General features: G+C 71.0%; 21 protein-coding genes and 4 pseudogenes. 7 read left to right on the forward strand and 18 right to left on the reverse strand.

Annotation, left to right across the window (positions count from 1 at the left end; all coding sequences use genetic code 11):
* Window positions 1-46 precede the first annotated feature (46 nt).
* Window positions 47-376, forward strand: coding sequence for a hypothetical protein (locus ABT147_RS01435; protein WP_351401476.1), 330 nt, complete (start codon window positions 47-49; stop codon window positions 374-376).
* 38 nt (window positions 377-414) lie between these two features.
* The gene (locus ABT147_RS01440; protein ID WP_351401478.1) at window positions 415-1035 is read left to right on the forward strand and encodes a hypothetical protein; all 621 of its coding nucleotides are present in this window, start codon (window positions 415-417) and stop codon (window positions 1033-1035) included.
* A gap of 151 nt (window positions 1036-1186) precedes the next feature.
* On the opposite strand, the gene ABT147_RS01445 is transcribed toward ABT147_RS01440, so the two are convergent.
* From ABT147_RS01445 to ABT147_RS01465, 5 genes are all read right to left on the reverse strand, one after another.
* Window positions 1187-2731, reverse strand: a complete 1545-nt coding sequence (locus ABT147_RS01445) for a ricin-type beta-trefoil lectin domain protein (protein WP_351401480.1) — start codon at window positions 2729-2731, stop codon at window positions 1187-1189.
* A 337-nt stretch (window positions 2732-3068) separates the two neighbouring features.
* Window positions 3069-4520 carry a Re/Si-specific NAD(P)(+) transhydrogenase subunit beta gene (pntB, locus tag ABT147_RS01450; protein ID WP_351401482.1) on the reverse strand — a complete coding sequence of 484 codons (1452 nt, stop codon included), beginning with the start codon at window positions 4518-4520 and terminating at the stop codon, window positions 3069-3071.
* 6 nt (window positions 4521-4526) lie between these two features.
* Window positions 4527-6110, reverse strand: a complete 1584-nt coding sequence (locus ABT147_RS01455) for a Re/Si-specific NAD(P)(+) transhydrogenase subunit alpha (RefSeq protein ID WP_351401484.1) — start codon at window positions 6108-6110, stop codon at window positions 4527-4529.
* A gap of 242 nt (window positions 6111-6352) precedes the next feature.
* Window positions 6353-6886, reverse strand: a complete 534-nt coding sequence (locus ABT147_RS01460) for a hypothetical protein (RefSeq protein WP_351401486.1) — start codon at window positions 6884-6886, stop codon at window positions 6353-6355.
* Window positions 6887-7013: 127 nt separating this feature from the next.
* Window positions 7014-7736, reverse strand: a complete 723-nt coding sequence (locus ABT147_RS01465; protein ID WP_351401489.1) for a hotdog fold domain-containing protein — start codon at window positions 7734-7736, stop codon at window positions 7014-7016.
* 184 nt (window positions 7737-7920) lie between these two features.
* On the opposite strand from ABT147_RS01465, the gene ABT147_RS01470 reads away from it, so the two are divergent.
* Complete coding sequence (locus ABT147_RS01470; protein WP_351401491.1) at window positions 7921-8604, forward strand: maleylpyruvate isomerase family mycothiol-dependent enzyme; 684 nt, start codon at window positions 7921-7923, stop codon at window positions 8602-8604.
* A 118-nt stretch (window positions 8605-8722) separates the two neighbouring features.
* Here the strand turns inward: ABT147_RS01470 and ABT147_RS01475 are convergent, their stop codons facing one another.
* The 7 genes and pseudogenes from ABT147_RS01475 to ABT147_RS01505 all read right to left on the reverse strand — a co-directional run bounded on the left by ABT147_RS01475 (window position 8723) and on the right by ABT147_RS01505 (window position 14163).
* Entirely contained in the window at window positions 8723-9325 is a 603-nt protein-coding gene (locus ABT147_RS01475) for a GNAT family N-acetyltransferase (RefSeq protein WP_502983012.1), read from the reverse strand.
* A 73-nt stretch (window positions 9326-9398) separates the two neighbouring features.
* Window positions 9399-9706: pseudogene (locus ABT147_RS47265) on the reverse strand (GNAT family N-acetyltransferase).
* Window positions 9707-9715: 9 nt separating this feature from the next.
* Window positions 9716-10831, reverse strand: a complete 1116-nt coding sequence (locus tag ABT147_RS01485; RefSeq protein WP_351401495.1) for a sensor histidine kinase — start codon at window positions 10829-10831, stop codon at window positions 9716-9718.
* On the reverse strand, window positions 10824-11582 hold the full coding sequence (locus ABT147_RS01490) for a response regulator transcription factor (RefSeq protein ID WP_351401497.1): 759 nt from the start codon (window positions 11580-11582) through the stop codon (window positions 10824-10826). Before ABT147_RS01490 ends, ABT147_RS01485 begins: the two co-directional genes overlap by 8 nt.
* A gap of 107 nt (window positions 11583-11689) precedes the next feature.
* Window positions 11690-12400, reverse strand: coding sequence for a VanZ family protein (locus ABT147_RS01495; protein ID WP_351401499.1), 711 nt, complete (start codon window positions 12398-12400; stop codon window positions 11690-11692).
* A gap of 244 nt (window positions 12401-12644) precedes the next feature.
* Entirely contained in the window at window positions 12645-12815 is a 171-nt protein-coding gene (locus ABT147_RS01500) for a hydrophobic protein (RefSeq protein ID WP_351401501.1), read from the reverse strand.
* 124 nt (window positions 12816-12939) lie between these two features.
* On the reverse strand, window positions 12940-14163 hold the full coding sequence (locus ABT147_RS01505; protein WP_351401504.1) for a phospholipase D-like domain-containing protein: 1224 nt from the start codon (window positions 14161-14163) through the stop codon (window positions 12940-12942).
* Window positions 14164-14645: 482 nt separating this feature from the next.
* Here ABT147_RS01505 and ABT147_RS01510 point away from each other — a divergent pair, with 482 nt between their 5' ends.
* Window positions 14646-16163, forward strand: coding sequence for a catalase (locus ABT147_RS01510; RefSeq protein ID WP_351401506.1), 1518 nt, complete (start codon window positions 14646-14648; stop codon window positions 16161-16163).
* A gap of 39 nt (window positions 16164-16202) precedes the next feature.
* Here ABT147_RS01510 and ABT147_RS01515 read toward each other — a convergent pair whose 3' ends face one another.
* Window positions 16203-16637 (reverse strand): antibiotic biosynthesis monooxygenase family protein, encoded by a 435-nt coding sequence (locus ABT147_RS01515; RefSeq protein WP_351401944.1) that lies wholly within the window; start codon window positions 16635-16637, stop codon window positions 16203-16205.
* A pseudogene (locus ABT147_RS01520) lies at window positions 16620-16982 on the reverse strand (RidA family protein); the annotation flags it as partial. The pseudogene ABT147_RS01520 and the gene ABT147_RS01515, both read right to left, overlap by 18 nt.
* A 72-nt stretch (window positions 16983-17054) precedes the next feature.
* On the opposite strand from ABT147_RS01520, the gene ABT147_RS01525 reads away from it, so the two are divergent.
* A complete protein-coding gene (locus ABT147_RS01525) occupies window positions 17055-17954 on the forward strand; it encodes a LysR family transcriptional regulator (protein ID WP_351401508.1) in 900 nt (299 codons plus the stop codon).
* Here ABT147_RS01525 and ABT147_RS01530 read toward each other — a convergent pair.
* On the reverse strand, window positions 17914-18999 hold the full coding sequence (locus ABT147_RS01530) for a threonine ammonia-lyase (protein WP_351401510.1): 1086 nt from the start codon (window positions 18997-18999) through the stop codon (window positions 17914-17916). The genes ABT147_RS01525 and ABT147_RS01530 overlap by 41 nt on opposite strands.
* Before the next feature lie 110 nt (window positions 19000-19109).
* A complete protein-coding gene (locus ABT147_RS01535) occupies window positions 19110-19442 on the reverse strand; it encodes an ATP-binding cassette domain-containing protein (RefSeq protein WP_351401946.1) in 333 nt (110 codons plus the stop codon).
* Window positions 19443-19450: 8 nt separating this feature from the next.
* Here ABT147_RS01535 and ABT147_RS01540 point away from each other — a divergent pair.
* Window positions 19451-20194: pseudogene (locus ABT147_RS01540) on the forward strand (MATE family efflux transporter); the annotation flags it as partial.
* Window positions 20195-20243: 49 nt separating this feature from the next.
* Here the strand turns inward: ABT147_RS01540 and ABT147_RS01545 are convergent.
* Complete coding sequence (locus ABT147_RS01545; protein ID WP_351401514.1) at window positions 20244-20588, reverse strand: ArsR/SmtB family transcription factor; 345 nt, start codon at window positions 20586-20588, stop codon at window positions 20244-20246.
* Between the two features lie 137 nt (window positions 20589-20725).
* On the opposite strand from ABT147_RS01545, the gene ABT147_RS01550 reads away from it, so the two are divergent.
* Window positions 20726-21703, forward strand: a complete 978-nt coding sequence (locus tag ABT147_RS01550; RefSeq protein WP_351401516.1) for a quinone oxidoreductase family protein — start codon at window positions 20726-20728, stop codon at window positions 21701-21703.
* A gap of 56 nt (window positions 21704-21759) precedes the next feature.
* Here ABT147_RS01550 and ABT147_RS01555 read toward each other — a convergent pair.
* Window positions 21760-21987, reverse strand: a pseudogene (locus tag ABT147_RS01555) (response regulator transcription factor); the annotation flags it as partial.
* Window positions 21988-21993 lie beyond the last annotated feature (6 nt).

Here is a 21993-nt window from a genome sequence, read left to right on the forward strand (position 1 = left end):
GTAGACGCAGCGGGCACTGACGGGGCACCACCGCACGAGGAGAGCCATGACCAGCACGCCGCAGCAACCGGAAACCGGGCAGGCACCGCCCGCGCAGCCGGGCGTCGCTTCCATAGCCGGCCACGCCCCCGTCGCAGGGCCGTCGGGGGCACCGCAGCCGCCTGCCCCAGTGCCGAACGCGACTCCCCCCGCGGGTACTCCGACCCTGCTCAGTCCGCGCAGCGCGCTCATTCTGGTGGTCGCAGTCATCGCCGCCGCCGTGGCTGCCGTCCTCACACACCGGTCGGACCCGGGTATCGCCACCGCGGTGCTGGCCGGCGGCGTCGCTTTCGCCGGAACGGCCGTCTTCCTCAACACCATCATCGGCACCCAGTGATCTCGTGGGAGCCGTCGGCCGGCAGGAGGGCTACGGCCGTGCTGGACACCGGACACGACGCGCCCCGCATCGCCCATCCGCTGAGGGACCAGCACGTCGGAATCCTCGGCCGGCCCTGCTCCGACCGCGTCAAGCGACGGCCCACACCACCGCGGGTCCGCGCCCCCAAGGGCGGCCGACCGCCCAACCAGGGCGGGGAATTCGTCATCGGCGACCCCACCACCTGGGGCACCGTGCAGGCGTGGGCAGGGGCGCTTCCTGCTTGTCCTCCGGCTACGCGAGCAGACGCCTCATCAGATGTCCTGGTGGGCCCGGCGCGCCGGACGGCGGTGGCCGCTCGCCGACGGCGCTCGGGCAGGCACCGGATGGCCATCCCCTGGGACCACATCGTCACGCTGGAGGTCAGCCCCTCGACATCCGGCAAGGAGACGCACGACGAGGTCCACCTGTGGCTGCGTGCCGAGGAAGCACACCGCTACCGCGGCTTCCGGCGGCTGGGAGCCCACTTGACCGCCGCCGAGCTCCACATCGTCACCCTGGGCACCAAGGCGGGCGCCCTGCGGATCTCCCCCACACGTCTGTACGACGCCCTGGGAAGGTTCGCCCGGGAGCGGTTCCGCACCGGCTCCCCCGCCGCACTCCGTGAGCGCGAGCGCTAACCGGTGTCATCCCACGGTGGGGACCGGACCGCGCGGGTCGACGGCGACACCCGTACGTACGCGCTCCTGCCACTGCCCCATGCGACGCGGCACCCCGTGCCTCCCCAGCGGCCTCATTCCGCGGCCGAAGACTCCCGGCGATCCGCGACAGTCAGGTGAGCGAGGCGGACGCCTCGTCGGTGCGCCAGCGTTGGGAGCTGCGGACCCTGTCCTCGGGGACGGGCTCCAGGAGGATGATCGAGCCCTCGGCGCGGCGAACGGGCGTGAGGGCCACCGAGGGCCCCGTCTTGACGGTGAGGAGGCCGTCGGTGGCCAGCTCGTACCGGGTGTCGTCGGACTCCTCACCGCCCGCGTCCTCCGGATCGGCGCAGGGCCGCAGGGCGACGGTGCCCTGCGGCTCGGCGTTGAGGCACAGTTCGGGGGCCGACTGGTTCCGCAGTCGGCCGCCGTCCTCCAGCCACCACATCTGGGTCGCCGTTTCGGCACACTCCGCCGTCTCCGCGGGCGCGCCCACCACCCCCGCCGAACCGCGTAGGTCGAGGCACAGCCCGGTCCTCGCATTGCGCAGCCGCGTGACCTGGGCCCCGCTCGTGCCGGGGGCCGTGGAGGCGCGGGAGGACGGACGGGACGAGGGGACGACGGTGGACGGTTCGGGGGCGGTGTCGGGCGGAAGCGGAACACGGCTCGGCCCGGACGCCGGGCCGCCCGCCGCCTCGCGGTCGGCCTCGGTTCCGGTGAGGGCCATGGGAGCCGCCGCGATCAGCCCGCACAGCACCACACCCATGGCGGCCACGAGCGGCCACCGGCGCCGCCACGGCGCGAGATCCCCCGTAGCCGTCGACCGGGCCTCGGCGGCGGCTCCGGGGCGTGGGGCGGGCTCCGACGCGCTGGCCGACGCGCTTGTCCGACGGGCGGGCCGGATCGCGAGGTAGTCCGCCGCGCGGAATCCCAGTACGGCCTCCGCCAGCAGCGCGGGGAGCCGGTCCGGAGACTGGTCCAGCTGCTCCACCGCCGCCCCGCAGTAGGCGCAGCCGTCGAGGTGGTCCCGCACCTCCGCCACCACCTCGCCGGAACTACGGCGGGCGTGGATGTCGATGAGCCGGTTGAGGCGGCGGCAGCGCTCGTCGGGCGCGCGGTCGAGGTGGACGCGTACGCACTCGTCGCGCAGCAGGGTGCGGGCGCGTTCGGGACGCAGCAGAGAGGGCCCGGCGCCGAGCAGGGACGCCACCGTCTCGATGTCCTCGGCTTCGACCTCGGTGTGCCACAGCAGTACGCGGGCCCGGTCCGGCAGGTTGCGCAAGGCGTGCGCGACCAGGCTTCTGGCTCCGCTTGCGCGGTCCGTGCCGGAGACCGTCCGGCGCGCGTCATCGAGTCCGCCGTCCCGCAGGTCCGGGTGGAGGAACGAGCCCCTGTCGTCCGCGCTCCACTCCCGGGCGGCCTCGAGGACCGCCGCGAGCAGCCGAGACCGCCACGGGAAGTCGGGGCCGGCGTGCGAGGCCGCGTCGCGGTAGGTGGTCCGGAAGGCCTGCCCGGCCAGCCGCTCGGCGGCGCCCCGGCGCGGCCCGGTGCACAGCGCCGCGTAGTCCAGGACGGATTTGCCGTGCAGCGCCAGCAGTTCCTCGACCGAGAGCGCCGGGTCCGCTCGTTCCGCCCTGGGCTCGACCTGCTCGAAGACGACATCGTCTCCGAGTGTCATGGGCTCTCCTCCGTACGACGGAGCCTCCGCCACGGGAACACCCTCCATGAACCGGTCACCTCCCTGTTCCGCACCGCGGATACGGCCGATCGCAGTTCCGCGTTCGGATGCGAGCCGCATGGTCGCGGTCACGTCCGGATGGTCAGGAGTACGTCCCGTACGGTTACACGGTTCACTGTGGGCGGTGCCGGGCAGTCGGGCTGTGCCTGAGGACCACCCCCGCCGGGGGTCCGCGTCACCCCCGGCCCCCGTCCGCGCGCCCCCGGCCCCGGCGTCGGGGGCGCGCGGCCGCCATGACCGCCGCGGCCGAGGGGCGTGGACTCGTCGACGCCCCTGGTCAGTTGACCGTGCCGACCATGGCCGGAGCCGGCGCGTCGGTGGCGTCGAGGCTGCGCAGGATGTCCTCCACCCGCTGCTTGGCGTCGCCGAAGAGCATCTGGCTGTTCTCCCGGAAGAAGAGCGGGTTCTGCACGCCCGCGTACCCGGCGGCCATGGAGCGTTTGAAGACGACGACCTGGGCCGCCTCCCACACATGCAGTACGGGCATCCCGGCGATGGGGCTGGCCGGGTCCTCGGCGGCGGACGGGTTGACGGTGTCGTTGGCGCCGATGACGAGGACGACCGAGGTGGCGGCGAAGTCGTCGTTGATCTCGTCCATCTCCAGGACGATGTCGTACGGCACATTGGCCTCGGCCAGCAGCACGTTCATATGACCGGGCAGTCGGCCGGCGACCGGGTGGATGCCGAAGCGCACCTCGACGCCGCGCTCGCGCAGCTTGCGCGCCAACTCCGCGACCGGGTACTGCGCCTGGGCGACCGCCATGCCGTAACCCGGTGTGATGATCACCGAGGAGGCGTCGCGCAGCAGTTCCGCGGTGTCCTCGGCGCTGATCTCCCGGTGCTCACCGTGGTCGGTGTCACCGCTCGCCACCGCCTGGACCCCGAATCCGCCCGCGATCACCGAGCGGAAGGAGCGGTTCATCGCCCTGCACATGATGTACGAGAGGTAGGCGCCGGAGGAGCCGACCAGCGCCCCGGTGACGATCAGCAGGTTGTTGGCGAGCAGGAAGCCCGAGGCCGCGGCGGCCCAGCCCGAGTAGCTGTTGAGCATGGAGACGACCACCGGCATGTCCCCGCCGCCGATGGAGGCGACCAGGTGTGTGCCGAGGGCGAGCGCCACCACGGTGACCGCGATGAGCAGTCCCATGTGGGGGCGGGCGACGAACGCGACGGTGAGTACGACGAACGCGACCAGCGCGCCGAGGTTGAGAACGTGCTTGCCGGGGAGCACGAGCGGGCGGGAAGCGATCCGCGCCGACAGCTTCAGGTAGGCGACGACCGAGCCGGTGAAGGTGACGGCGCCGATGAACACGCCGATGACGACCTCGGCGTGGTGGATGCCCAGCAGTGAGCCGGTGATCTCCTGCCCGGCGTGGCCCCCGGCTTCGACGTCGAGGTAGCCGTTCCAGCCGACGAACGCGGCGGCGAGGCCGACGAGGCTGTGCATGATGGCGATCAGCTCCGGCATGCCGGTCATCTCGACCACCCGGGCACGCCACAGTCCGATGCCCGCGCCGAGGGCGGTGGCGACGGCGATCAGTACGAGACCGGTGACGGTGATGCTCCGGGACGCGAGACCGATGGTGGCGGCCAGCGCGATGACCATGCCCGTGATGCCCCAGACGACTCCCGAGCGGGAGGTTCGGTGCCGTGAGAGTCCGGCGAGGCTGAGGATGAACAGCAGCGCGGCGACTACGTGGGCGGCCTCTGCGGCCGTGGTGGTGGTCATCCGTGATCAGCCCTTCGAGAACATGCCGAGCATGCGGCGGGTGACGGCGAATCCGCCGAAGATGTTGATGCTGGCCAGCAGGATCGCGGCGAACGACAGCACGGTGACCGCGGTGTTTCCGTGCCCGATCTGCAGCAGCGCGCCGACCACGACGATCCCGGAGATCGCGTTGGTGACCGACATCAGCGGGGTGTGCAGCGCGTGGTGCACCTGGCCGATGACGTAGAAGCCGATGACGATCGCCAGGACGAAGACCGTGAAGTGGCCGATCAGTTCGTTCGGCGAGAACGCGGTCACCAGGAAGAGCGCGAGGGCTCCGGCACCGACGAGCGCGTACCCGGACCGCGCGGAACGTGTGGGCTTCGCCGGGGCGTCGGCGGGGGTGGCGGGTTCCGGGGCCGCGGCGGGTGCGGGTGCGGCGGACACCCGTACCGGTGGTGGCGGCCAGGTCTTCTCGCCGTCGCGGACCACGGTCATCGACCGCTGCACCACGTCGTCGAAGTCGAGGACGAGTCGGCCGTCCTTGCCGGGGGTGAGGAGCTTCATCAGGTTGACGAGGTTGGTGCCGTACAGCTGTGACGCCTGGGTCGGGAGTCTGCCGGGCAGGTCGGTGTAGCCGATGATCGTCACGTCGTTGTCGGTGACGACCGCCTTGCCCGCGACCGTTCCCTCGACGTTGCCGCCCTGCGCCGCCGCCATGTCGACGATCACGCTGCCGGGCTTCATCCGTGCGACGTCGTCGGCGGTGATCAGCTTCGGGGCCGGCCTGCCCGGAACGAGCGCGGTGGTGATGACGATGTCGACGTCGGCCGTCTGTTCGGCGTACAGCCGCGCGGCGAGCCGGTTGTAGTCGTCGGAGGTGGCCTTGGCGTAACCGTCGGCGCCGGCCTCCTGTGCGGCCTGCTCGTCCTGTTCGGGTCGCACCGCGAGGAACTCCCCGCCCAGCGAGCGCACCTGCTCGGCGACCTCCGGCCGGGGGTCCGTGGCGCGGACCACGGCGCCGAGGCTGCGCGCCGCGCCGATCGCCGCGAGCCCCGCCACTCCGGCACCGGCCACCAGGACCTTGGCGGGCGGCACCTTGCCCGCGGCGGTCACCTGGCCGGTGAAGAAGCGGCCGAAGGCATGGGCGGCCTCGACCACGGCCCGGTATCCGGCGATGTTCGCCATCGAGCTGAGGACGTCCAGGGACTGGGCGCGCGAGATGCGGGGGACGGCGTCCATGGCGAGGACGGTGATCGGCCGTCGCGCCAACTCCTCGACCAGTTCCGGGTGGAGTGCGGGCCCGATGAGCGCGATCAGTGTCGTGCCGTCGCGCAGCCGGCCGATCTCCTCGGTCGAAGGGCTGTTGACCTTCAGTACGATCTCGGCCGGCCAGGGGTCGCCGAGCCGGGCTCCCGCCTCCTCGTAGGCGGCGTCGGAGAAGCGGGAGGACTCACCCGCTCCCGGTTCGACGACCACGTGGTACCCCAGCGCGACAAGCCGGCCCACGGTGGCCGGTGTCGCCGCCACCCTGGTCTCCCCCGCGGTGGACTCCGCGGGAATGCCGATGAGTTGGGCCCGCTGTTCCGGTTCCCGCTCCGATGGGACCATCGTCTCCCTCTCTCGTCGTCGACGTCCTGGCGTCGGATCTGCCCGCCGTGGATTCGTATGCCTGTCCATCCATCGGTGCCCTGATCCTTCCCGTTCGACCCTGTGAGCGGGTGATGTTCGGTCACTCGTCGGGAAACAGGGGCGATTCCCCACAGCAGCGACCCAGCCCTGCGAAAGGCCCCTCAGGCGCTCGCATAGCCGTAGGCCGCACGCTGGGTGTCACGCAGCCATTGCCTCCGCAGTCAGGGGGCGCCGCCGAGGAGCTCCGCCAGATCGTCGGCCGACTCGGGCGTCAGACGGTAGAACCCCTGAAGGCTGACCGCGCGCTCCAGGCGCCCGTCCACCACGTACTTCAGGCCTCGGGTCTGGTTTCGGCGGTTGCGCCACGTCAGCCGTGCCAGAAGGTCGCCGGGTATCGGCAGGTCGAAGCGCACGGGTGTGGCGTCCACGTGCACCGCCTCCGCGCCGCAGCCGCCGGCACCGAGCGCCGACCAGTCGCCGTGCCCGGGGAATCCCGGATCCCGCCATGTCGCGGGCGTGCTGCCGCAGCAGTCGCGCCGTACCTTGTCGACGACTCGCATCCGGCTCACCATCAACACCTCGCCCCGGTTCACATGGAGCGCGTAGACCTCGTCCCCGGCGAGGGCACCCGACCAAGCGGGGAGCGAGGAATGGGCGCCGCTGAACGCGACCGGTGGCCGCTCGCCCACGCGACCCGCCTTGCGCAGGGCACGGCATGTGTCATGGGTCCACAGGATGGTGAAGGCATCAGGCATGCCGAGATCTTACGAACGAGCACTGACAGCCTCACCGAGGCCGGAACGGAACCGGACCGAGGTGCCTGGACCGGCGCGAAGACCGCTCGGCGCACGGTCCGCCGGCCGGTGGGCGGCAGCGGCGGCGTCAAGGGGTGGGTCTGGGGTCGATCCACAACGCCTCGGAGGCCGCGCACAGTTCGCCTTCGGCCGTGGCGAGCGCGACACCCATCGTGTGCTTGCGGCCGGACTCCGACAGCAGCCAGGCGTATACGACGTACCGCTCACCCGTGGTGAACGGCCGCAGGATCGTGCCCGTGAGGGCCGCGGTGACCGCGCCCGGGCGCTGGGTGCCGAGGAAGCGGCCCGCCCAGTGTCCCGGGCAGTCCAGGGCGCCCCAGACCAGTTGGGGAGGGAGCAGGCCGTCCGGGCCGGCGAAGACGCGGGACGGGGTCCAGGCGGAGGCGACGAGGTCGAGGTCCGGCACCGGGGCGCAGTGCACACGCAGACCGCGGTCAGCGGCACGCAGGCCGCAGCCGAAGCAGTCGACCACTCCTGGCGGTGGCGCCGCCCGGAACCTGTCCGCCGCGGCGGCCGCCTCGTCCCAGGAGGGCGCGGTCGGCACGTCGAGCGGCAATTCGGCGGGGCGCGCGGCGGCGAGGGGCCGCCCGGCCTCGCCCAACTCCACGCTCCCGGCCGCCGTTTCGGCGATCCGCACGGGCACGCCGACCGGCACGGGCCCACGGAAGTCCACCTGTACCGCCGGTGCGCCCGACCTTTCCGCCAGCACGCCGGCGACATAGCCGCCGAAGGCCACCCCGGGGTAGCCGACGTACAGTTCCGGCACCACGATCGCGTCACTCGTCGTCATGATCCCCACTTCACCACACCGCAGGGGCCGCGCCCTTTCGACCGGCTGTGCCCGATTCCTCCCGCATCCGGCCGACGGTCCGCCGCGGCGTGGGTACGGAGCCCGATGGGGGCCTGTCTCCGAGGGAGCTCCGGGATCTCGGCCGACCGGGTGCCTGTTGGGCCCGGTTGGTAGCGTCACCGGAATGGATCAAGAACGTGTACGTGAAGCGTTTCGTCGGGAATCCGAGGCGCTGACCGATGCCGTGTCAGGGTTGTCAGAGGCCCAGTGGAGCCTTCCCACGCGCTGCGCTCCCTGGACCGTACGGGACCTGCTCGGGCATGTGTGCGTGGTGATCGATTGGCTGCCGGGGATGCTGGAGGCGCCGGAGCCGAGTGCGGCCAGGGTTTCCGCGGCGGAGTACTACCGGCCGGACGCCCGGTTCTCGCCCCGGACCAACAGTGCCCGGATCGCGCTGGCTCAGGACCGCGCTGCGGAGTCCGCCGACGGTGCCGCCTTCGCAGACGACTTCGCCGCGAGCTGGCGGCGAGTCGACCGGCTGTGCCGGGTCCAGCCGACCGGCCGTACCGTGCGCACGCGTCACGGTGACGCCATGCTCCTGTCGGAGTTTCTGCTCACCCGGGTCGTCGAAGTCGCCGTCCACGGCATCGACCTGGCCGACGCGCTCGGACGCGAACCCTGGCTCACCTCGTCGGCCGGTGACGCCGTGCTGGAGCTGCTTCTCGGCGCGCAGCAGATGACGGCCCCGGACAAATTGGGGTGGAGCCGGCCGCGTTTCCTGCGTAAGGCCACCGGACGCGAACCGTTGGACGAGTCCGAGACCGCGCGGATCGAACGGCTCGGCATCCGATGGCTCGCGCTGGGCTGACATCTGTGCTCGCCCGCGCCCTCGGCCTGGCGCAAGCGGACGAGGTGCCCGGGGACCACACGCCGAACCACTGCGTGGTCTCGGGGCGTTGGCGTGCACGACGGCTTGCCCGGGCTCCTCAGTCAGATCGCTGGTCCGTGATCCTCTGCCTGACGGAGCCGGGGAGCCACCGTATGTGCAGATGGCCATCGCGAGGGAACGACGGCGGCGCGGCGGGCAGGACGCCGCCGAGTGCGTACCGGCTCTTCCGCGCGACCTTGCACGATGCCAGGTTGTCCACTTGGTGCAGGAGTTCGAGACGCTCCAGCCCGTCGGCCGCGAAGGTGTCGAAGGCCCAGTCGGTGAGCGCCTCCAGAGCACGGGGTGCTGTGCCCCGCCCGCGCGCGTGTGCCGCCGTCCAGTAGCCCACCTCGGCCTTCAGTGAGACGGGGGTGACTTCCTTGAGTACGACATGGCCCACCAACTGCTCGCGAACTGGGCCGGGTTGCTCCTCGAGGACGGCGAAGCTGAACCGGTCCCCCGCTGCCCATGACCGCTGCTGGGCCCGCACCCACCGTGTTCCGTCGGCCTCGTCGTCCACGACATGACTCGTCCAGCGGCGCAGTTCTGGATCACGGAGCACCTCGACCAGCGCGGCGACGTCCGCCATGTTCCAGGGGCGAAGAACGAGAGCGGGTGAGGCCGCTGTCGCGGGCACGTGCAGGACGACGGGGGTGTTCACCGGCGAATCGTATGCGGCGGCACTCCGCCCGGCGCCGACGGGCTCCGCGTCATGTCTCCTTGCTCTGGTCCGGCTAGGCGATCGGGAAGCGATAGACCCTCGACTCCCGGGCCTGAAAGCCGAGACGCTCGTACAACCGGTTCGCCGCGGCCCGATCCCGGCCGGGAGGTGAGATCCACCGTCCGGGCCCCCGCCTCCTGAGCGATCCGCAACGCTTCCTGGGTGAGGAGTGCCGCGACTCCCTGGCATCGCACGTCACCATGCGGTCGATCGCCTCGTGGTCGAGGGTTCGGCCGTCGAGGAGAGCTGCGGCAGCAACCGGCTGAAGGCGTCGACGAGTTCCGGGCCGGCTTCACGGATGATCTCCACATGGACGTCCATGCCGGGAGCCTATCGATCGGCCGGTGGGCCCGCCGGGGAGGATGCCTGCGGCGTGCCGGGAAGCAGAACCCTGACGAGGAGACCGCCGACGGGGTGCGGGACGAGGTCGAGGGTCCCGTCGTGGGCGCGGACGATGCTGTGCACGATGGCCAGGCCGAGTCCCACGCCGGCGTGCTCGTCGGTGCGGGCGCGTTCCGTTCCGCGCTGGAAGGGCTCGGTCAGGGTCGGTACCAGTTCCGGTGGCAGCCGAGGCCCCGTGTTCTCGACCCGCAGCACGCTCGTGCCGCCGTACGCCTCGGTGTGGACCGTCATGGTGCCGCCGGTGGGGAGGTTGTGGACGATGGCGTTCTGGACGAGGTTCGTCACCATCCGCAGCAGGAGTTCCGCGGAGCCGCTGGTCCGGGCCGCCCCGCCGGTGACGTCGAGCGTGATCCCGCGCTGTTCGGCGAGCGGAAGCAGCGTCTCGGCGGCTTCTTCGGCTATGAGGGAGAGGTCGACGCTCTCGCGGGTGAAGGTGCCCCTGTCGCCGCGGCTGAGCAGCAGGAGGGCCTCGGTGAGGTCGATCGCCCGGGTGTTGACGTTGTGCAGGCGTTCGACGAGTTCGCCCAGGTCCCGCGAGGGATCCTTGCGGGCGACGTCGAGGAGCGTCCGTGAGATCGCCAGCGGGGTGCGCAGTTCGTGGGAGGCGTTCGCGGCGAACCGCCGCTGCTCGGCGACATGGGACTCAAGTTGTTCGAGCATCGAGTCGAACACATCGGAAAGTTCACGGAATTCGTCCCGGCGGCCCTTCATCCGGATCCGATGGGACAGCGACCCCTCGCCGGCCATCCGTGCCGCATCCGCGATCTGTGTGAGCGGTGCGAGCATCCGGCCCGCGAGGATCCATCCCCCGACGAGGCCGAACACCAGCAGGAAGCCCATCGCCACGGCCGCGGCGGGGGCGAAGGTGCGCACCAGGAGGTAGCGGTTGGGCGAGACCCCGAGGAGGCCCTGGGAGTTGTCGGGTACGTAGCGCAGCAGGAACACCCACACCACGGCCAGCAGGAGAGCCCCGGCGACGGCGAGGAACCCGGCGTAGCTGAGGGTGAGCTTCAGTCGTGCGCTGAGCCCCGGGCGTCTACGCATGCGTGCTGCCGGGGTCGATGGTGTCCCTGCCGGGAGGAGCGGCGTAAGTAACGGGGCCGGTGGTGTGCGTACGCCGGGCGGTGGTGTCCGTACCGGTGTCGATCCGGTATCCGACGCCGGGCACCGTGGCGATGATCCAGGGTTCGCCGAGCCGTTTGCGCAGTGCGGAGACGGTGATGCGTACGGCGTTGGTGAGGGGGTCGGCGTTCTCGTCCCAGGCCCGTTCCAACAGCTCTTCGGCGCTGACGACCCCTCCCTCCGCGGCGACGAGGACTTCCAGCACAGCGAACTGTTTACGGGTGAGCGCGACATGGCGTCCGTCGCGGAACACCTCTCGGCGGAAGGGGTCGAGCCGCAGGCCCGCGATCTCGCGGACCGGGGGCCGGGCGTACGCGCGTCTGCGGTCGAGTGCCCTGAGCCGCAGGACGAGTTCCCGCAGCTCGAACGGTTTGGTGAGGTAGTCGTCGGCGCCGAGCCCGAACCCGGAAGCCTTGTCGTCGATCCGGTCGGCAGCGGTGAGCATGAGGATCGGGATACCGCTGCCGGAGGCGACGACACTCCGGGCGACCTCGTCGCCGGAGGGGCCGGGGATGTCGCGGTCCAGCACCACGAGATCGTAGGAGTTGACGCCGAGCAGTTCCAGAGCGGAGTCGCCGTCGCCGGCGATGTCGGCGGCGATCGCCTCCAGCCGCAGACCGTCACGGACCGCTTCGGCCAGGTAGGGCTCGTCCTCCACGATCAGTACACGCATGTACGAAGCCTAGGCAGCACCGCATATCGCCGACGTATGCAATGACGTGGGCAAGGACGTCCGCATGGACCTGTGCGCGAAGACGTGTGCCCGTCGACCCCCGCCACTCAGCCTGCTGACGCCTGTGCCGGCGCGGGGCGCGGCCGGTCCGACGGTGCTTCCGCCGTACGGCGCCACCAGCGGCGCGACGCCAGCGCGGCCAGCGCCGCGCCGACGGCGTTGACCAGTACGTCGTCCACGGACGACACCCGGTCCAGCCGCAGGACGTACTGCGCGGTTTCGACCAGGAGCGAGCACCCCGCCCCGAGCGCCAGGATCCGCGGCACGGATGCCATCGCCGTGAACCGTATCGGGGCGAAGAACCCCAGCGCCGCGAAGACCAGCAGGTTGCCGCCGATCCCGAGCGGCCCCATCGTGACCAGGTCCCGCAGCGGTACGAGGCTCACCCGGGCGGGGAGGGTGCCGTCCCCGCCGCCCGGCATCATGGTCATCCACACGAACGGCACCGTCCCGTGGACCATGCCCACCTCGGCCAGCGACATCCGCCACGCCGAGGCGACCCCTGCGGCACGCCGCCGGCGCGCGAGAGCCCACGCCACCAGCACGGCCAACGGCAGCGCGACCAGCGTCATGAGCACCACACCGTTGAACGTGTCGAAGCAGCCGTGCCACCGCCCTGCCAAGCACGTCGGAGCGGACATCATGAGTGGCCGCCGTACGACGAACAGGGCGCTCGCGACGGCGAGGATCGCCAGGCCGGCGAGCACTATCCCGCGCGTACGGCGGGGTGTGGGCGGCAGGGATGCGTCAGGGTTCATGCCTCCATGGGAGACGGAGGGGCGTTGCGGTGGCGTATGCGGTTTTCGATACGCCCGCGATACTCGACACGCCCGCGATATACACGATCAGTTCGGCTCCCCCAGGTAGGTCAAGGCCCGGCGGAAGTCGTCAATGAGCCGTTATCGGTCGGATGAGGAATTCCATGGCCATACGCAACGGGGGAGCGTGCCGCAGGGCCCCGTCGGTCATGACCGACGGGGCCCTGCGGGCTGAGCGCATTGTTCACCAGCGGTACCAGCGGCCCTTGCGGCCACCGTGTCCGGCGGGCCGGACCACGAAGCCGAGCAGCCAGACCACCACGACTATGACGGCGATCCACCACAGGGCCTTGAGGGCGAAGCCGGCACCGAAAAGGATGAGCGCGAGAAGCAGAACGAGAAGCAGGGGAACCATGATTATCAACCTCCGCGGAATCAGGTGCCCCACGAAATCCCCTTCACGCTCCCAAGAATGAACGCATGTTTCCTCGATTCCAGGGAAATCAGATGCGCCGCGAGCGAGCCCGATTACGGCGTCGCTACAGAAAACGGCGGAGAGGAATGACGGCGGTCTCGCGCGCCCGCTGCACCACGGAGCGCCGCTTCCAGCGTCCCTCCCGGATCTGCGTGGCCGCCTTCAGGTCCTCGTCGAAGTGACCGTCGAGGGTGGCCGTGAACTCCTGGTCCAGTACGACGATCATGATCTCTTCGTCGTGGTCGAGGGAGCGGCGGTTGAAGTTGGTGGAGCCGACCAGGGCGGCGACGCCGTCGACGGTGATGACCTTGGCGTGCATCATCGTCGGCTGGTACTGGTGGATCTTCACACCGCAGTCGGTGAGGGCCTCGTAGTGATGCTGGCCTGCCAGCTGGCAGACCCGTTTGTCCGTGTGCGGGCCGGGCAGCAGGATCTCCACCTCGACGCCCCGTCGGGCGGCGGCGCACAGCAGGTCGACGAAGTAGGCGTCGGGTGCGAAGTAGGCGGTGGCCAGCCGGAAGCGGTCCTCGGCCGACTCCAGCATCACCCGGATCAAGGTCTGCATGTCCTGCCAGCCGAAGCCGGCCGATCCGCGCACCACCTGGACGACCGCCTCGCCCTGCGGTCGGTGCGGGACGAACCGGTCGCGGGCGTCGAAGAGTTCATGGTGGCATTCGGCCCAGTTCTGGGCGAACGCGGCGGCGATGCCGTCCACGGCCGGACCACGGACCTCGACATGGGTGTCGCGCCATTCGTGCTCGTTCCGGGCGTTGCCGCACCACTCCTCGGCGATGCCGACGCCGCCGGTGAAGGCCGTCTGCTCGTCGACGACGAGGACCTTGCGGTGGCAGCGGTGGTTCTGCTTGAACGGCGACAGGAGCAGCGGCCTGCGGAACCAGGCCACCTGCACCCCGGCCCGCTCCATCTCCTCCAGCAGGTCTTTCTCGATCAGCCGGCTGCCGAACCCGTCCAGCAGCAGCCGCACCCGCACACCCGCCCGGGCGCGGCCGGCCAGTGCCTGTGCGAACTCGCGGGCGATGTCTCCCTTCCAGTACACGAAGGTCATCATGTCCACGGTGTGCTCGGCGGACCGGATGCCCGCCAGCATCGCCGGGAAGATCTCGTCCCCGTTGCGCAGAGCGGTGAGTGCGTTGCCCTCGGTCGCGGCGATACCGATCAGCCGTTCCAGTCGGCGGCGTATGCGTGTGGTGCGGTCCCGGGCCGTCGCCGGTACCGGCGGGACGGCGCCGGGAGATGTCAGCTCGGGCTGATCCTGGGTACTGGTCATGGCGTCACCTGGCCGGCACCCGCAGAGGACAGGGGAGCCACGCTGCCCGGTCCGGCTCGGGACGCGGCGAGCAGACTGTACCCCCCGCCGCCCACCCGAGAGACGCGGGCAGTGGGGGCCGGCATCCGTAGCGTGCGTTTTCGGCCCCGCACGCATGGGTCGGGCCCGCGCGGACAGGCGCGCGGCCGGGATCCGCGCCCATCCGGGCGAGGAGGGACGCGGGTGCGGGGTCCTTCGGCCTCGTCAGGCGAGCCGATCGGTACCCGGACCGCATGATGATGCCGACGTGTCGGTCTGCGGAGTGCGAGGTGGGGGGTCCGGTCGGCGGCGAGACGGACGTGGTTCTCGGAACAACGCACATTGGTCGAGAAAGCGATGTTTGTGGCGGCCGATGAAGGTCACCTGGCCTGCACGGGACCGACAGGCTCTGGGCGCGGGCCGTGCCCGGTACGCCGCCGCTCCGTACGACGAAAGGCAGATTCATGACGGAGACTCCACCTGTCACCACGACCGATTCCGGCGCCCCGGTCGAGAGCGACGAGCATTCGCTCACCGTGGGGCCTGCCGGTCCGATCCTGCTGCAGGACGCGTATCTGATCGAGCAGATGGCACAGTTCAACCGGGAGCGGATCCCCGAGCGCCAGCCGCACGCCAAGGGGAGCGGCGCCTTCGGTCACTTCGAGGTGACCCACGATGTCAGCGCGTACACGAAGGCGGCCGTCTTCCAGCCGGGGACACGCACCGACCTGGTCACCCGCTTCTCGACCGTCGCGGGTGAGCGCGGCAGCCCGGACACCTGGCGCGACCCGCGCGGCTTCGCGGTGAAGTTCTACACCAGCGAAGGCAACTACGACATGGTCGGCAACAACACGCCGGTGTTCTTCGTGAAGGACCCGATGAAGTTCCAGCACTTCATCCGCTCCCAGAAACGCCGCGCCGACAACAACCTGCGCGACCACGACATGCAGTGGGACTTCTGGACGCTCTCCCCCGAGTCCGCCCACCAGGTCACCTGGCTGATGGGCGACCGCGGCATCCCGCGGACCTGGCGCCACATGAACGGCTACACCTCCCACACCTACATGTGGATCAACGCCGCCGGCGAGCGGTTCTGGGTGAAGTACCACTTCAAGACCGACCAGGGCATCGAGTGCTTCACCCAGCACGAGGCGGACCAGATGGCGGCCGCCGACACCGACTACCACACACGTGATCTGTTCGAGCACATCCGCGACGGCGAGTTCCCCAGCTGGACCCTGCATGTGCAGGTGATGCCGTACGAGGAGGCCGCGAGCTACCGCTTCAACCCCTTCGACCTCACCAAGGTGTGGCCGCACGGCGACTACCCGCTGATCCCGGTCGGCCGGATGACCCTCGACCGCAACCCGACCGACAACCACGCGCAGATCGAGCAGGCGGCCTTCCAGCCCAACAATCTCGTCCCCGGCATCGGCCCCAGCCCGGACCGGATGCTGCTGGCCCGGCTGTTCTCCTACGCGGACGCGCACCGCCACCGGATCGGCGGCAACTACCAGCAGCTTCCGGTGAACGCGCCCGTCGTGGACGTCCACACCTACTCCAAGGACGGGGCGATGGCGTACCGGAACACCACCGACCCGGTGTACGCCCCCAACTCCAAGGGCGGCCCAGCGGCCGACACCGCGCGCTACTCCCCGCCCAGCTGGGAAGCCGACGGCGCCATCACCCGTGCGGCCTACGTCAGCCATCCCGAGGACGACGACTGGGGCCAGCCCGGCACCATGGTGCGCGAGGTCCTGGACGACGCGGCGCGCGACCGTCTGGTCGACAACGTCGTCGGTCATCTCCTCAACGGCGTCTCGGAACCCGTCCTCAAGCGGGCCTTCGAGTACTGGTCGAACATCGACAAGTCCATCGGTGACCGCATCGCCCAGGGCGTGCGCGCCAAGGCGGGCGACAAGGATCCGAAAGCCGCCGAGCAGGGCAATCCCGCCCGGCGCAGCATGCAGGAAAAGGCCTGACGGTCTGACGGACCGGGCACCTCGGTCCATGCACAGCGATCAGCTCGGCAAGACGGCTCGGGGCTGAGGTCGCTCCGCCGGAGCGGCCTCAGCTCGCGTGAATCCGTGGCTCCGCTCGACTTTCGCCACATGCAGCGTGTAGCTCTCGTACCACTCGGCCCGCCCGCGCCGCTGCGCCGCGCGGTGCTCGACGTCGGTCCGCCACCGTGTGAGGGCGTCGGCGTCACGGAAGTAGCCGACGGTGACGCCCAGCCCGCCGGGAGTCTGCGCGTGGTCCATCCCCAGATACCCGGGGACGTCCTTCACCAGCTCTTCCATGCGTGCGCTGACCTCGCTGTAGCCGGTCTGGTGCTGTGTGCGCACCGCGGTGAAGACGGCCACGTAGTACGGGGGTTCAAAGGCCTCGACGGGCACAGCGGGTGCGGCGGGCGCCTCGGAGGTCCGCCGCGCGTACACCTCGATCTCGATCTTCATACGGGGGTCGGCGAGGCCGCACACGAGCATCGAGGCGGCCGGCCGAACCTCGCCGAAGCAGCGGAGCAGGACCGGCCGGCAAGGCTCGAAGTCCTCGCGGTCGGTCAGGAGATAGCGCACCCGCACCACGTCGGCGAAGGTGCACTTCGCCTCGGCCAACGCGGCTTCGATGTTGCGCAGGCACTGCTCGGCCTGCTCCGCCACGTCCTCGGAGATCGTCATCGTGGTGTAGTCGAACCCGGTCGTTCCCGACACGTGCACCCAGTCGCCGTCGACCACGGCACGGGCATACCCGATCTGCTCCTCAAAGGTCGAGCCGCTGAGGATCGCACGTCGCTCTGTCATGCGCCGAACGCTAAGTGACCAGCACCGATACGTCTAATACAGCTACAGGCATGATCTGATATCTCTGGGCGTATGGAGCGACCCGAACTCTCCCTGCCGCAGCTGCACACCTTCGTCGTACTCGCGGAGGAGCTCCACTTCGGTCGCGCCGCCGCCCGCCTGGGCATTGCCCAGCCACCGCTGAGCCAGCAGATCCGCCGGCTGGAGGACAAGGTCGGCCACGCGCTGTTCAGCCGCGAACCGGGGCGCGTCGCCCTCACCCCGGCGGGCCGCGAACTGCTGCCCGCCGCACGGCGGGCCCTCACCGACCTCGCGGACGGCCTGGACGCGGCCCGTGCCGTCGGCGGCGGCCGGGCCGGCCGTCTGCGGATCGGCTTCGCCGCCTCGCTCGCGCTGACCGTCCTGCCCGGTCTGCTGCGCACCTTCCGGCAGCGGTTCCCCGATGTGCGGCTGCACATCCACGAGATGACCGCGGCACCGCAGATCGCCGCCCTGCACGACAAGACGATCGACGTCGGGCTGTTGCGCGAACCCCCCTCCGACGAAGCAGAGTTGGGATTCAGGACGGTGCTCAGCGAGCCGTTCGTGGCCGTGCTGCCGTCCGCTCACCCTCTGGCCGCCCAACGGACCGTGGATATCGCGCAGTTGGCGGAATCACCCTTCGTGCTCCTGCCCCGCGCGGTCGGCCCGCACCTGCACGACCAGATCACCGGCCTGTGTATCTCAGCGGGTTTCACACCTCAGGTGGCCCAGCACGCGGTGGAGTGGCAGACCGTGTGCGCCCTCGTGGGTGCCGGTCTGGGCGTCTCCCTCGCGCCGGCGAGCATCCGACGCATCCGCCTCAGAGGCGTCGCCTTCCGCGGGATCGAGCCCGGCACCGCCCGCACGCGAGTCGCCGTCGCCTGGCGCAAGAACGACCAGAACCCCCTGGTCACAGAGCTTCTGGCGATGGCCGGCCGAGATCCGCGGTGACCTGGTCGGTCGACGCGCCGACCCAGCGGCGATAGGCGTCCAGGTCGACGTTGCTGCCGCACACGATGGTGACGACGTGGCGGCCGGCGAAGCGGTCGCGGTCTTCGAGGAGCGCCGCGATGCCGAGGGCGGCGGAGGGTTCGACGACGAGGCCGGCGTGGTCGAGGAGCATCCGCATCCCGGCGATGATCGACGCCTCCTGGACCAGGACGGCGTCGTCGGCGACCAGGAGGAGGTCGTCCAGGACGGCCGGGATGGGACGGCGGCCGGCGACGCCGTCGGCGATGGTGTCGGTCGAGTCGGTGGTGACGACCCGCCGCCCGCGCCACGAGTGTGTCATCGCGGGTGCGCCCAGCGGCTGGACGCAGATCACCTCGACTTCGGGTGCCAACGCCTTCATCACATGGCCCACGCCGGTGGCCAGCGCCCCGCCGCCGAGAGCGATCAGGACGGCGTCGAACGGCGGCGTGGTGTCCACCGGTTCCGCCGGTTCCATCAGCTCCACCGGTTCCACCGGTTCCGCCGGTTTCACCGGTTTCACCGGTTCCAGCAGCTCCAGGCCGATGGTCGCCGCGCCCTCGCAGGTCTCGATGTCCAGGCTGTCCTCGACCAGCCGGATGCCGTCGTACCGTGCGATGGCCGCCGCCCGCTCGCGGGCCGTCTCGTGGTCGCCGTCCACCAGTTCCAGCCTGGCGCCCAGGGCGCGGATGCGGTCGAGCTTGGCCCGGGTCGCGAAGCGGGAGGCCACGACGGTGACATCGAGCCCTCGGCCGCGACCGGACCACGCGAGGGCCTGACCGAGGTTGCCCGCGCTCGCGCACACCGCGGCCGACGAGCCGTTGCCCGCCAGCAGGCTCGCGATGACCTCGGTGCCGCGGGCCTTGAAGCTGCGGACCGGGTTCGCCGTTTCGAGCTTGATGCTCACCGCGCACCCGAGGCCGGGCTCCAGCGCCTCGCAGCGGTACAGCGGGCTGTCGAGAAAGACCGGGTCGATCACCTGGCGGGCCGCCCGGATCCGAGCGGTGTCGAGACGCGTCTCCTGCACGACACAGCAGCCTAGCGTCGGCTCCGCCGCTTCCGTGGCGGTCGGTCGGTCGGTTTCTCCGGGCGGGCCGATCCGCCCGTGGGCCACTCAAGCACAGGCCGGGCTGAGGGTCAGGGGCTCGCGGTGGTGACGGATGTGCCCAGCAGAGCCTGTGTCGCCGGGTGTCGGGGTGCGGTGAAGATGTCGGCCGTGGGGGCGGATTCCACGACGTGGCCCGCGTCCAGCACGGTGACGGTGCTGGTGTGGTCGGTGATGAGGGGCAGGTCGTGGCTGATGAGGACGAGGGTGGTGCCGTGCCGTTCGCGGAGGCCGGCCAGCAGGTCCATGATGGCCCGGCCGGTGTCGGGGTCGAGCGAGGAGGTGACCTCGTCGCAGATCAGGACGTCGGGCTCGGCGGCCAGTGCTCGCGCGATGGCGACCCGCTGGCGCTGTCCGCCGGACAGTTCGTGGGCTGGCGCTGTATCTCTCGGCCCGCCGTGATCCGCGCCTGGCGCCGCTGCTGTCGCTGAGCATCTGGAAGACTCGCCCGGCCACCCTGCGCCGGCTCACGGGTCTGGGTGCGCCGATCGCCGCCACGTACGGCTCCGAGGCGGGCTTCTTCTCCGTCGTCGCCCTGCTGGTGGGCAGCTTCGGCACGGGGGCGCTGGCCGCGCACACCGCCGTCAACCAGCTCGTCTACATCGTCTTCCAGATGGCCGTCGGCCTCTCCCACGCCGCGTCCCTCGGCGTCAGCCGTGAACTCGCCCTCGGCGACACGGCGGCCGCCCAGCGGCTGAAGTCGACGGCCCTGGCGTGCGCCGCCGCGGTCATGGCGGTCGTGGCGGTCGTCTACGTCGTCCTGCCGGGCGCGGTGCTGGCGCCGTTCTTCGAGGGCGAGAACCGGGCGTCCGTCGACATCGCCACGAACCTGCTGCTGATCGCCGCGCTGCTCCAGTTCTTCGACTGCGCCCAGAACATAGGCGTCGGTCTGCTGCGCGGCCTCGACGACACCAAGGGCGGCTTCCGCATCACCCTCGTCGGCTACTGGCTCGTCGGCCTGCCCGCCGCCGCGCTCCTCGGCTTCGGCACCGGCTGGGACACCGTGGGCATCTGGCTGGGTCTGCTCACCGGCCTCGCGACGACCGCGCTGCTTCTGCTGCGCCGCTTCGGCCAGGGCGTGGAACGTCGACGCGAGGCCGCGCTCGTCACGCCGTGAGCGCCTGTGCGCGGCCTCCCGCAGGAGGGGCCGCGCACGGACCGGCTGGTCAGCCGTCGGCGTCGGTGCGCAGGAGCAGGTCCAGCAAGCCGGGGAAGCGCGCGTCGAACTCCTCGCGGCGCAGTCGGTTGACCCGCTTCGGCCCCTCGTCACGCTGCTCGACCAGACCCGCGCCGCGCAGGACGGCGAAGTGGTGGCTCTTGGCGGCCTTGCCGACGGGGACGTCGAAGCTGCCGCAGCTCCGCGTCCACTCGGGAGAGCCCGCCAGCTCGCGGATCAACTCGATGCGCACCGGGTCGGCGAGCGCGGACAGCGCGGTCAGCACCGAGACGTCCTCGGGGTCCGTGTGCACCGGCGCCGCACGGTGACTGCCGCCCGCGGCCTTGTTCGACATGCCCGCTCCTCGCCGCACGCGCACTCCCCGGGTCATCTCGGGGAGTGGTCCAACCCCTTGCACAGTGTTCGATGAGCATCTTACAGTGCGAGTGTTCGCTTTCCATTGAACACTTGGGTGAAGGGTGTGTCCCGCTGATGCGTGCGGTCGAGTTCCAGGAGTACGGCGATCCCGAGGTACTGCGGGTCGTGACGGCCGAGATCCCCGAGCCCGGGCCGGGCCAGGTCACCATCGACGCCGTCTACGCGGGCGTGAACTTCGCGGACCTCAAGGCACGCGCGGAGGGGTACCGCGTGGCGTCGCTGCCCTACCGCCCGGGCCTGGAGGTCTCCGGCCGGATCCGGGCCGTCGGCCACGGGGTCGAGGGGCTGCGCCCGGGCCAGGAGGTCGCCGCGCTCGTCGGCGGCGGAGCCTATGCCGAGGTCGTGGTCGCCGGGACCGCCACCGTCTTCCCGCTCCCCGAGGGCCTGGACCTGCGGACCGCCGCCACGCTGCCGACCGTCCTGCCGACCGCGCACGCCCTGCTCCACGAGGTGGGGCGGCTCCGCGCCGGGGAGACCGTGCTGGTGCACGGCGCGGCGGGCGGCATCGGTACGGTCGCCGGGCAGCTCGCCCGGGCGGCGGACGCCGGCGCCGTGTACGGCGTGGTCTCCTCCGCCGCCAAGGCCGAGCACGCCCTCAAGCACGGCTACGACGAGGTGTTCCTCGCCGGCACCTTCGCCGACGACGTCCGCCGTGCCACCAGCGGCAGGGGGGTCGACCTGGTGCTCGACCCGGTCGGCGGCGACACCCTGCGACGCGGTCTCGACACGCTGGCCGTCTTCGGACGTCTGGTGTCGTTCGGCAACGCGAGCGGGGCCGAGCCGTGGCAGGTGGGGCAGCCCGAACTCTCCGCACAAGGCCGTTCCGTCGGGGGCTTCTCCGTCCTGGCGCTCGCGCAGTCGGCGCCCGAGGCCCTGCGCTCCCTCGCCGAGCGCGCCTTTCGGACCGTCACCGACGGCATCGTGAGCCTTCCGGTCACCGCGGAGTTCCCCCTGCGGGACGCGGCCGAGGCCCACCGGCTCATGGGCGGGCGTACGTCAACGGGCAAGCTGCTGCTGCGGATCGCCGACTGAGACCGAACACGGCGGCGCCGACGGCGGCGGCTGAGGACACCTCGGTGCGCGTACCGTCAGGGCCGTGGCGGCAGCAGGCCCTGGCGCACCGCGAACAACGCGGCCTGGGTGCGTGAGGTGAGCCGTAGTTTGCGCAGCACGTTGCTGACATGGGTGCGGGCGGTGCGCTCGCTGATCACCAACTCGTCGGCGATCTGCTGGTTCGACCGTCCCTCGGCGACGAGGACGAGGACGTCGCGTTCCCGGCCGGTGAGCGCGGCGAGCCCGGTCGACGGCGAGACGATCGTGGG

This window comes from Streptomyces sp. NPDC001868, from assembly GCF_040297125.1.
GTDB lineage: Bacteria > Actinomycetota > Actinomycetes > Streptomycetales > Streptomycetaceae > Streptomyces.

Coding starts and splice junctions, on each gene's coding strand:
- ABT147_RS01525 (WP_351401508.1), top strand. CDS start 17,055: ATGGAGCGACCCGAACTCTCCCTGCCGCAGCTGCACACCTTCGTCGTA.
- ABT147_RS01435 (WP_351401476.1), top strand. CDS start 47: ATGACCAGCACGCCGCAGCAACCGGAAACCGGGCAGGCACCGCCCGCG.
- ABT147_RS01550 (WP_351401516.1), top strand. CDS start 20,726: ATGCGTGCGGTCGAGTTCCAGGAGTACGGCGATCCCGAGGTACTGCGG.
- ABT147_RS01465 (WP_351401489.1), bottom strand. CDS start 7,736: ATGACGACGAGTGACGCGATCGTGGTGCCGGAACTGTACGTCGGCTAC.
- ABT147_RS01495 (WP_351401499.1), bottom strand. CDS start 12,400: ATGAACCCTGACGCATCCCTGCCGCCCACACCCCGCCGTACGCGCGGG.
- ABT147_RS01500 (WP_351401501.1), bottom strand. CDS start 12,815: ATGGTTCCCCTGCTTCTCGTTCTGCTTCTCGCGCTCATCCTTTTCGGT.
- pntB (WP_351401482.1), bottom strand. CDS start 4,520: ATGACCACCACCACGGCCGCAGAGGCCGCCCACGTAGTCGCCGCGCTG.
- ABT147_RS01505 (WP_351401504.1), bottom strand. CDS start 14,163: ATGACCAGTACCCAGGATCAGCCCGAGCTGACATCTCCCGGCGCCGTC.
- ABT147_RS01470 (WP_351401491.1), top strand. CDS start 7,921: ATGGATCAAGAACGTGTACGTGAAGCGTTTCGTCGGGAATCCGAGGCG.
- ABT147_RS01460 (WP_351401486.1), bottom strand. CDS start 6,886: ATGCCTGATGCCTTCACCATCCTGTGGACCCATGACACATGCCGTGCC.
- ABT147_RS01510 (WP_351401506.1), top strand. CDS start 14,646: ATGACGGAGACTCCACCTGTCACCACGACCGATTCCGGCGCCCCGGTC.
- ABT147_RS01545 (WP_351401514.1), bottom strand. CDS start 20,588: ATGTCGAACAAGGCCGCGGGCGGCAGTCACCGTGCGGCGCCGGTGCAC.
- ABT147_RS01445 (WP_351401480.1), bottom strand. CDS start 2,731: ATGACACTCGGAGACGATGTCGTCTTCGAGCAGGTCGAGCCCAGGGCG.
- ABT147_RS01455 (WP_351401484.1), bottom strand. CDS start 6,110: ATGGTCCCATCGGAGCGGGAACCGGAACAGCGGGCCCAACTCATCGGC.
- ABT147_RS01490 (WP_351401497.1), bottom strand. CDS start 11,582: ATGCGTGTACTGATCGTGGAGGACGAGCCCTACCTGGCCGAAGCGGTC.
- ABT147_RS01515 (WP_351401944.1), bottom strand. CDS start 16,637: ATGAAGATCGAGATCGAGGTGTACGCGCGGCGGACCTCCGAGGCGCCC.
- ABT147_RS01485 (WP_351401495.1), bottom strand. CDS start 10,831: ATGCGTAGACGCCCGGGGCTCAGCGCACGACTGAAGCTCACCCTCAGC.